Here is a 7,596-nt window from a genome sequence, read left to right on the forward strand (position 1 = left end):
AGATTATTGCGCTCCGAAGGTGGTAAGGGAGGCGCTGGTGGAGCAGCAGAGACGGATTGCCGAGGGTAACAGCGTTGTTTGTGAGGGCAGGGATATCGGTACAGTGGTTTTCCCCAATGCCGATCTGAAATTTTTCATGACCGCTTCAGTCGTTGAGCGTGCGAAGAGAAGACAAAAGGATTTTGAAAAACTTGGTATTTCCAAATCGGTGGATGAGCTTGTAGAGGAGATCACACTCAGGGATAAAAAGGATTCCACCCGTGCCAACAGCCCTTTGTGCAAGGCCGATGATGCCCTGGAAATAGACACTACATCGATGAGTCTTGAAGAGCAGGCAGAACTGATAATCGAGAGAGCCTTACGGCTTATGAAAGAGGAACAAAAAAAGTAATATCCAGGTATCATCTGGTGCCTGAAATATATCCATTAACCTTAACCCAAGTTACAGGAGTGCAATTAATATGTCGGATGCACTTACAGAAAAAAAAGCCCTGAAGGGTTTTGATGCCTCAGGCAATGAAGTGGACCTCTCTGAATTTGAGGAAAGCTTCTACAAACCCGGCCAGGTGCAGGATATCCTGCAGGCCTACGACAAATCACTGGAAGGAATAGAGGAAGGCCAGGTTGTCAGAGGCAAAATACTTCGCATCAACGAGAAAGAAGTGATAGTTGATGTCAATTTCAAGTCGGAAGGAATCATTCCTGTCTCCGAGTTTAAAAATGTTCAGGATTTCAAGCCCGGTGATGAGATAGATGTATTTCTGGAACAGGTAGAAGACAGTGAAGGACAGATAATCCTCTCCAAATCAAGAGCTGATTTTCTCAAAGTCTGGGATCGGATTTACAAAGCTTACGAAGACCAGGAAACTGTTGAGGGAAGACTTGTGCGCCGTATCAAAGGCGGAGTTGTGGTGGATCTTTTCGGTGTTGACGCATTTCTGCCTGGTTCTCAGATCGACCTGAGGCAGATTCCCGATATGGATGCCATAATCGGAGAGACTTTCAAGTTCAGGGTTATAAAAGTCAACAAAGCCAGACGCAACATCGTCGTCTCAAGACGTGTTATTCTCGAAGAAGACCGCTCTGCGATGCGCGAGAAAATCCTTGTCGAACTGGAAAAAGGACAGGTCAGGGAAGGAACAGTCAAGAATATCACCGATTTTGGTGCCTTTATCGACCTGGGCGGTGTTGACGGACTTCTGCATATTACCGATATGTCCTGGGGCCGTGTAAATCATCCATCGGAAATCGTTGCTATCGGAGACAAGCTGAATGTGAAGGTGCTTGACTTCAATGAGAACAAGGAACGAATCTCCCTTGGACTCAAGCAGCTTACAGAGCACCCCTGGAAAGGTATCGAGGAGAAGTACCCGGAGGGGTCGAGAGTACGCGGCAAGATCGTCTCTATTACCGATTACGGTGCTTTCATGGAACTGGAAAAGGGTATCGAAGGTCTTATACATATCTCTGAGATGTCATGGACACAGCATATCAAACATCCGTCAAAGATCGTTGGAATCGGCGACATTGTGGAAGCTGTCGTACTGAAAATTGACAAAGACAATCAGAAGATATCTCTCGGTTTCAAACAGCTTGAACCTGATCCGTGGGAGAAGGTTCCTGCCGAATTTCCTGTCGGCACCGTTATCAAGGGCAAGGTAAGGAATATCGCTGCTTTCGGCGCATTTATCGAACTGAAAGAGGGTGTTGACGGACTCATTCATATTTCTGATATGTCCTGGACTAAAAAGATCAATCATCCCGGTGAGATGTTGAAGAAAAACGACACTGTGGAAGTCAAGGTTCTTGATATCGACCAGGAAAAGAGACGTATCTCCCTTGGTATAAAGCAGCTTACCGAAGACCCGTGGGGTGATCTCGCCAAAGATTTCTCTGTAGGCACCGAAATAGCCGAATGCGAAGTGGCCAGAATTCTTGACAGGGGTGTAATCGTCAACCTTACAAGTGATGTTGAAGGGTTTATCCCGCTCAACCAGCTTGGTCAGGAAGTCAATCATCCCTCAAGGATTTACAAGATGGGTGACAAGACTCCCGCAAAAGTGATCGAGTTTGATCTTGAGGGAAGAAAGATTGTCCTCAGTATCTCTGAGTATTTCAAAGACAAAGATGAGAATCTCTGGAAGGAATATCTGGAGAAATACCCGATCAAAGCGGCTGCAGAAGTTAAGCCAGCCAAGGGTAAAGGGAAGAAATCTGAAGAATCAGAGGAAGAATCCGGTGCACCTGTGGATGAAGCTGTTGAGGATGCCACTGTAGCACCTCAGGAAGAATCTTCTGAGGGTTCCTCAGAATCAGCCGGTGAATCACCTGAAGCTTCTGAGTAATTTCTGTTCTGAAAATGTTTTTTATTACAGGCAGTCCTTTAAAGGACTGCCTTTTTTACTTCTGCTTGGCATTACAAATGTTGTCCCAATGTCATTTCGACAAATCCTGAGGAGAAATCCCTCATGTCCGCTACTGGTTGAGGACTGCAGATTCTTATCCCGATACAGGTCCCGAATAAGAACAATAAAATAAGGCAAACCTTCGGTTACCTCACGAGGTGTATCGAGGAGAGGAAAAATTTGTCTGCCGCAATCGCAGCCAGTCCTGCAATCATCTCGACCTTGTAAAGCGCTGATATGCGGAAAAGCATCTTTTCCATATCCGCTCTGAAAAGAATAGTCCTTTTAATGTGAATTGGAAGCACTACTGAAAGACTTACCAATCCGTAGATAAAACCAAATTGAGAAAGAATAAAAGGAATGAAAAGGAAAGAGATATAGATACCGCTGCATCCAAAGATAATACCTTTAAGGAGAGAGCGGGGGAGTGAGGCAGTGGTGGTGTATCCGGCAATTTTATCACCCTTTTCATCCTGAATGTCCTTGATTATTTCCCGGGGCAGATTCAGGAGAAAGGCAAGGAATGCAGGAATGAAAAGAATGTGAAAGACTGGTCTGTTGATGCCTCCGTAGAGAAGGGCATAAGCAACCAGAGATGCCACAACTATATTGCCTGCCAGCGGAGTTCCCTTCAGGAAAAATGCGTACAGGAGAAGGATGATAAGGGGAATAAATGTAGCCAGTCCATGTGCAGGTGAAACTGAAAATGAGAGAAACAGAGCGGTAATCACAAGCAGCACGGAATAAACTGATGCCTGGTTTATCGAGATATCGCCTCTGGGTAGAGGACGGTCGGGATGGCTGATGCGGTCTGTAGAGATATCAAGTATATCGTTAAGCACATTTCCAAAGCCAGTGGATGCGATTGCTGCCAGAACAAGAAAAATCATATTCCGTACGGAAAACTCTGATCCGGTAAGCCAATACCCAAGAACAACTGCACCCCCGGCCATTACTGCATTCCTGGGACGGAGAATCTTTATAAAAGCGGATAGTTTCATTTTGACAGTCAGGAAAATTGATTTCTCAATAAAATACTCGTTTGGCTCTGAATTAATCCAGAATGCTTATCCGGCATTGTATGCCAAACCTTTATGCAATGCATCCACCTATGTCATTTCGACGAAAATCAATATCGATTCCGATACCGATACTGACCCCGATTCATAAATCAGAAACATTACGACCGGAACAGTTGTATTTTCTCTAATTCCAGGTATTTTTTATCCGCTATAAACGTAATCTCTGTTCAATATCAAAGGAGAGATCTTGAAGGAAATCAAAAACAAGTGGCTGCTCTTTTCAATAATTGCCGCTGTCGGCTTTTTTCTGGACTGGCTTACAAAGTATCTTGTCGAACTGAAACTTCCCTATGGAACCCCGGTAGACATAGTGGGAAAGTACCTCCAGTTTCTCTTTGTTTACAACAAGGGAGCAGTCTTCGGTATCAACCCCGCCAACATTATTCCCGGTTTCCCTGTGAATGGCTTTTTTATAGTATTTATGATTATCGCTATCGCAGTTCTTGTCTTTTATTATCGCAGTGTGCCGAAAAGTGAGGTTGTTTTGCACTGGGGGCTGGCTTTGATAATGCCAGGAGCACTGGGGAACCTCTTTGACAGGATAGTACGTGCGGAAAAGGGTGTTGTGGATTTTATACGTGTGGGTATCTCGGAGGAGATTTACTGGCCAATATTCAATCTGGCTGATGCCTATGTGACAATAGGAGTGGGATTCCTTCTGTTGGCTTTCATTGTGGAGGAGAAGCGCAGGAAAGAAGCTGTTGCGGGTGCTAATCCTTCTGTTGAGCAGAAAGAGAGCGGATCTGCAGTAAATGGGTGAAGAGAAGAGAGTTCTTACAGTCGAGGATTCTTACAGGGGAGAGCGGCTTGACAGTTATCTGACCGGAAAACTTGAGAATGTCTCCCGTTCACAGGTGCAGAAACTTATTCTCGATGGAATGGTGCTGCACAATGGAAAACAGGCCTCTAAAAAGGAGATCCTGCGGAGGGGAGATATCATAGAAGTCTCCGGGCTCCATCTTCTGACAAGAGAGATAAACCTGCAGCCTCAGGACATACCCTTTGAGATTCTTTACCAGGATGAGCATTTCATTGCGGTTAACAAGCCTGCCGGTCTTGTTGTACATCCCGGAAACGGCAACAGGGATGGTACGCTGGTAAACGCGCTGCTTCACAGAATAGGACCGCTGCCCTGTGGATCTGCTGCTGACCGTCCCGGTATAGTGCATCGCCTGGACAAGGATACTTCCGGAGTTCTTCTGGTGGCAAAGACTGTTGCCGCCCACAGTGCTCTTTCAGTACTTTTTTCCTGCCGTAAAATTGAGAAAATTTATAACGGATTCTGTATCGGCATGCCTGCAGAGGAAAAGGGGATGATAGACCTTCCTCTGGAACGCAGTCATCGTGATCCTCTCAAGCGTACTCCATCAGACTCAGGGAAGGAGGCCCGTACCGGGTACAGGCTTATACTTCAAAGAGCCGGAATTTCCGCCCTGGTTTTCAGACCTTATACAGGAAGGACTCACCAGATAAGGGTCCATTGCAGTGCAAGGGGATTTCCTATCCTTGGTGATGCGTTGTATGGGGGGGGCAAGGATCGTCTTATGCGGATAAATCCCGCTGACCGACCCTGTGCTTTTTCTATTTTCAAGTGTTTTGCCCGCCACGCACTTCACGCCAGATCACTCTCCTTTCAGCATCCCTTTACGGGTGAGACAATGGATATTTCTGCGCCGCTTCCTCCAGATTTCCGCAATGCATTAAGGCTTTTCGGGGCTGGAGAGTTGTTTGATGGAGATGAAGGAGGAGTATAGCAGGCATTCAGAGGAGAAGAGGGTTTAACCACAGAGAGGGTAGAAGTAGAGCTTAGAAAGAGAGGAGAGGTAGAGAATACAAAAAAAATTTTCTCTATTCGTTGTTCCAGTATTTTGGAAATTATATTATATATATAGATAATCTTACCAGTGTATTTAATCGCTAAATCAAAGTGGTATTTCCCATTTTGGGGAGAATGGGACAGTGGGGGAATATGAGTAGATCAGAGGGGGAGAGAAGTTTGGTTCCAACAGCTAAAGTCTTGCCTTCAGGGCCGGGTATTCGTTTCCGATCAGCCCGGACTATCGCGTTTCTCTTTTTGTTTTCCGGGTTCTTTTCACCAGGAGCTCTTATCTGGGCGGGAGGATACATCGACAATCACGATGATGGGACGCTTACCGGGTGGACGGAGATGGGTAATAGAGGCTGGAGTGAAAATGACGGTGTAGCTTTGCCCCAGAATAGTATCAAGGAACAGGGCTTTTTAATAAACAATTACGAATGCACTTCAGATGGTATCTTTTGCGTTACTCTCCGCAGAACTTCCGGAGGGGCCAACAACATTCATTACGGCGGTATAGTTTTCCGATTTACTAATCCGACAAACTATTATTTCGTCGCTATTAAGGAAGGGTGGACCGATGGACAAAGCGATCAGAATGAAATGAGGCTTTTCACCAACACTACAGACTATAGCGACAGTGAAAGCAGTCAATTGATCAAAAACAATCTGAATTTCAAGGATAACAATGGCATCTACAACATAAAGGTAAAGCTGTCCGGATCGGTTTTTACTTTCTGGCTTAACGGAGACAGTCTCGGCCAGGTAACATCCGATGTGCATCCATCAGGTCAGGTCGGCTATGCCTACGACTCGACCTGGAACAATTACGTGATGTATGATTCCTCTTCCTGGGAGGACGATGCTGCCGGGGCACCGGACATAAGATTTGATACTCCTCATGATACCACAGTAGGGGAGGGCGCGACTGCTCACTTCAAGTTATCGGTAAACGGGTTAAAACCATTTACCTATGAATGGTACAAAACAGGAGAAGAGGATCTTGTTTCAGCAGATTCAGAGCTGACCTTCCCATCGGTGTCAACTGCCGATAACGGGTCATATTTTTGCATAGTATCTAACGAGCTTGGTTCCGATACCAGCCGTGAGGCATCTCTTACTGTTGTCGCGAAACCGGCATTCACCATTCATCCCTCAGATACCACGATTTATATAGGCGACACTGCAGTTTTCTCTGTTGTAGCATCCGGAGACGGACTCAGTTATTCATGGCTCACAGACAGCACTCCCATATCCGATACCACTCCTACTTTGAAGGTAGCCGGTACATCATCAAGCGATAATACTACTTACAGATGTATAGTGAAGAATCTCGCCGGGTCTGTCACCAGCGATCCCGCGAAACTCACTGTCCTCGATCCTAAACCTCAGATCACTGTTGAACCGAAGGACACCACAGTATTTGAGGGCAATCCGGTTTCCTTTGTTGTTGAAGCCACTGGTAAACCGCCTCTTGTTTACACATGGTATCAGACGGAGTCAACTCTTTCGATTGGAAACGGTTCGGTTTTAACATTTCCACGGGCGCTTTTGGAACATGACGGGACCTCTTATTATTGTAAGGTATCCAACGGCTCCGGTGATACAACAAGCAGAAGTGCGATATTAAATGTCAATGATGCTGTGGAGCCTGTGATCATTTCGGAACCCACGGACATGGTTGCCAGGGAGACTCAGAGTGTTACTTTCAAGGTTACAGTGAGCGGCTCACAGCCTTTCATTTTTGCATGGTTTAAAAACGGGGTCCCAGGTGCATTAAGCAACGAAGCAACTTTGACATTGAATAATCTGACCATGGCAGATGCGGGGAATTATTACTGCAAGGTCACAAATCTCATGGGTGAGGCGACCTCAAGGCTTATCAACCTGCAGGTAAAGGCCATTGATGAGGTCTACAATCCAATAAAAATCAGCGGGCAATTCTACGACAGAACGCATATCTCTTTGACTATACAGAACTTCCGGGATCTGCCGTCAGAACCCGGCACTCTGCCTTTTGTGGACACTGTCGGTATCTGGTATAAGTCTGGCGCTTCTACTCTTATTCCTGATCGCAATTCCTTAAACCTTGTAAAGATCCCGCTCTCATCCATGCTCGCAGGAGCTTCCGATTCCTATACAGAGATCATTACTCTGAATCCCGGACCTGAGGAGTGCTTTGATTACTATTTTTCCGGTTCAGTCTTCTGGCACAATCCAGATTCAATTCCCCCTTTTACACCCTCAAGCGGTTTTTCAACCCACATGTGCAGCGGGACTCCTATTGCAAATG

At 45.9% G+C, this 7,596-nt stretch carries 7 protein-coding genes; 6 read left to right on the plus strand and 1 reads right to left on the minus strand.

Translation table 11 applies throughout. The annotated features are described in order from the left end of the window. The coding region (locus GX089_00340; GenBank protein NLP00918.1) for a cytidylate kinase at nt 1-391 on the plus strand (391 nt) is incomplete at its 5' end. Nucleotides 392-461: 70 nt separating this feature from the next. Next, nucleotides 462-2,345, plus strand: a complete 1,884-nt coding sequence (gene rpsA, locus GX089_00345) for a 30S ribosomal protein S1 (protein ID NLP00919.1) — start codon at nt 462-464, stop codon at nt 2,343-2,345. A 206-nt stretch (nt 2,346-2,551) separates the two neighbouring features. Here the strand turns inward: rpsA and GX089_00350 are convergent, their stop codons facing one another. Then, nucleotides 2,552-3,358, minus strand: coding sequence for a UbiA family prenyltransferase (locus GX089_00350; GenBank protein NLP00920.1), 807 nt, complete (start codon nt 3,356-3,358; stop codon nt 2,552-2,554). Nucleotides 3,359-3,407: 49 nt separating this feature from the next. On the opposite strand from GX089_00350, the gene GX089_00355 reads away from it, so the two are divergent. The 4 genes from GX089_00355 to GX089_00370 all read left to right on the plus strand — a co-directional run. Continuing rightward, nucleotides 3,408-3,575 (plus strand): hypothetical protein, encoded by a 168-nt coding sequence (locus tag GX089_00355; GenBank protein NLP00921.1) that lies wholly within the window; start codon nt 3,408-3,410, stop codon nt 3,573-3,575. Nucleotides 3,576-3,674: 99 nt separating this feature from the next. After that, nucleotides 3,675-4,247: a signal peptidase II gene (gene lspA / locus GX089_00360; protein NLP00922.1), complete on the plus strand. Its 573-nt coding sequence runs from the start codon at nt 3,675-3,677 to the stop codon at nt 4,245-4,247. Continuing rightward, nucleotides 4,240-5,241, plus strand: coding sequence for an RluA family pseudouridine synthase (locus GX089_00365; protein NLP00923.1), 1,002 nt, complete (start codon nt 4,240-4,242; stop codon nt 5,239-5,241). The genes lspA and GX089_00365 overlap by 8 nt, the downstream gene beginning before the upstream one ends. A gap of 215 nt (nt 5,242-5,456) precedes the next feature. Then, on the plus strand, nt 5,457-7,596 hold a 2,140-nt coding region (locus GX089_00370), incomplete at its 3' end, for a hypothetical protein (protein ID NLP00924.1).

Source organism: Fibrobacter sp., from assembly GCA_012523595.1.
In the GTDB taxonomy this organism is placed as follows: domain Bacteria; phylum Fibrobacterota; class Chitinivibrionia; order Chitinivibrionales; family Chitinispirillaceae; genus JAAYIG01.

What these genes read in the sequence shown, in the direction of transcription:
- GX089_00365 (NLP00923.1), top strand. Translation starts at nt 4,240, where the DNA reads ATGGGTGAAGAGAAGAGAGTTCTTACAGTCGAGGATTCTTACAGGGGA.
- GX089_00350 (NLP00920.1), bottom strand. Translation starts at nt 3,358, where the DNA reads ATGGCCGGGGGTGCAGTTGTTCTTGGGTATTGGCTTACCGGATCAGAG.
- rpsA (NLP00919.1), top strand. Translation starts at nt 462, where the DNA reads ATGTCGGATGCACTTACAGAAAAAAAAGCCCTGAAGGGTTTTGATGCC.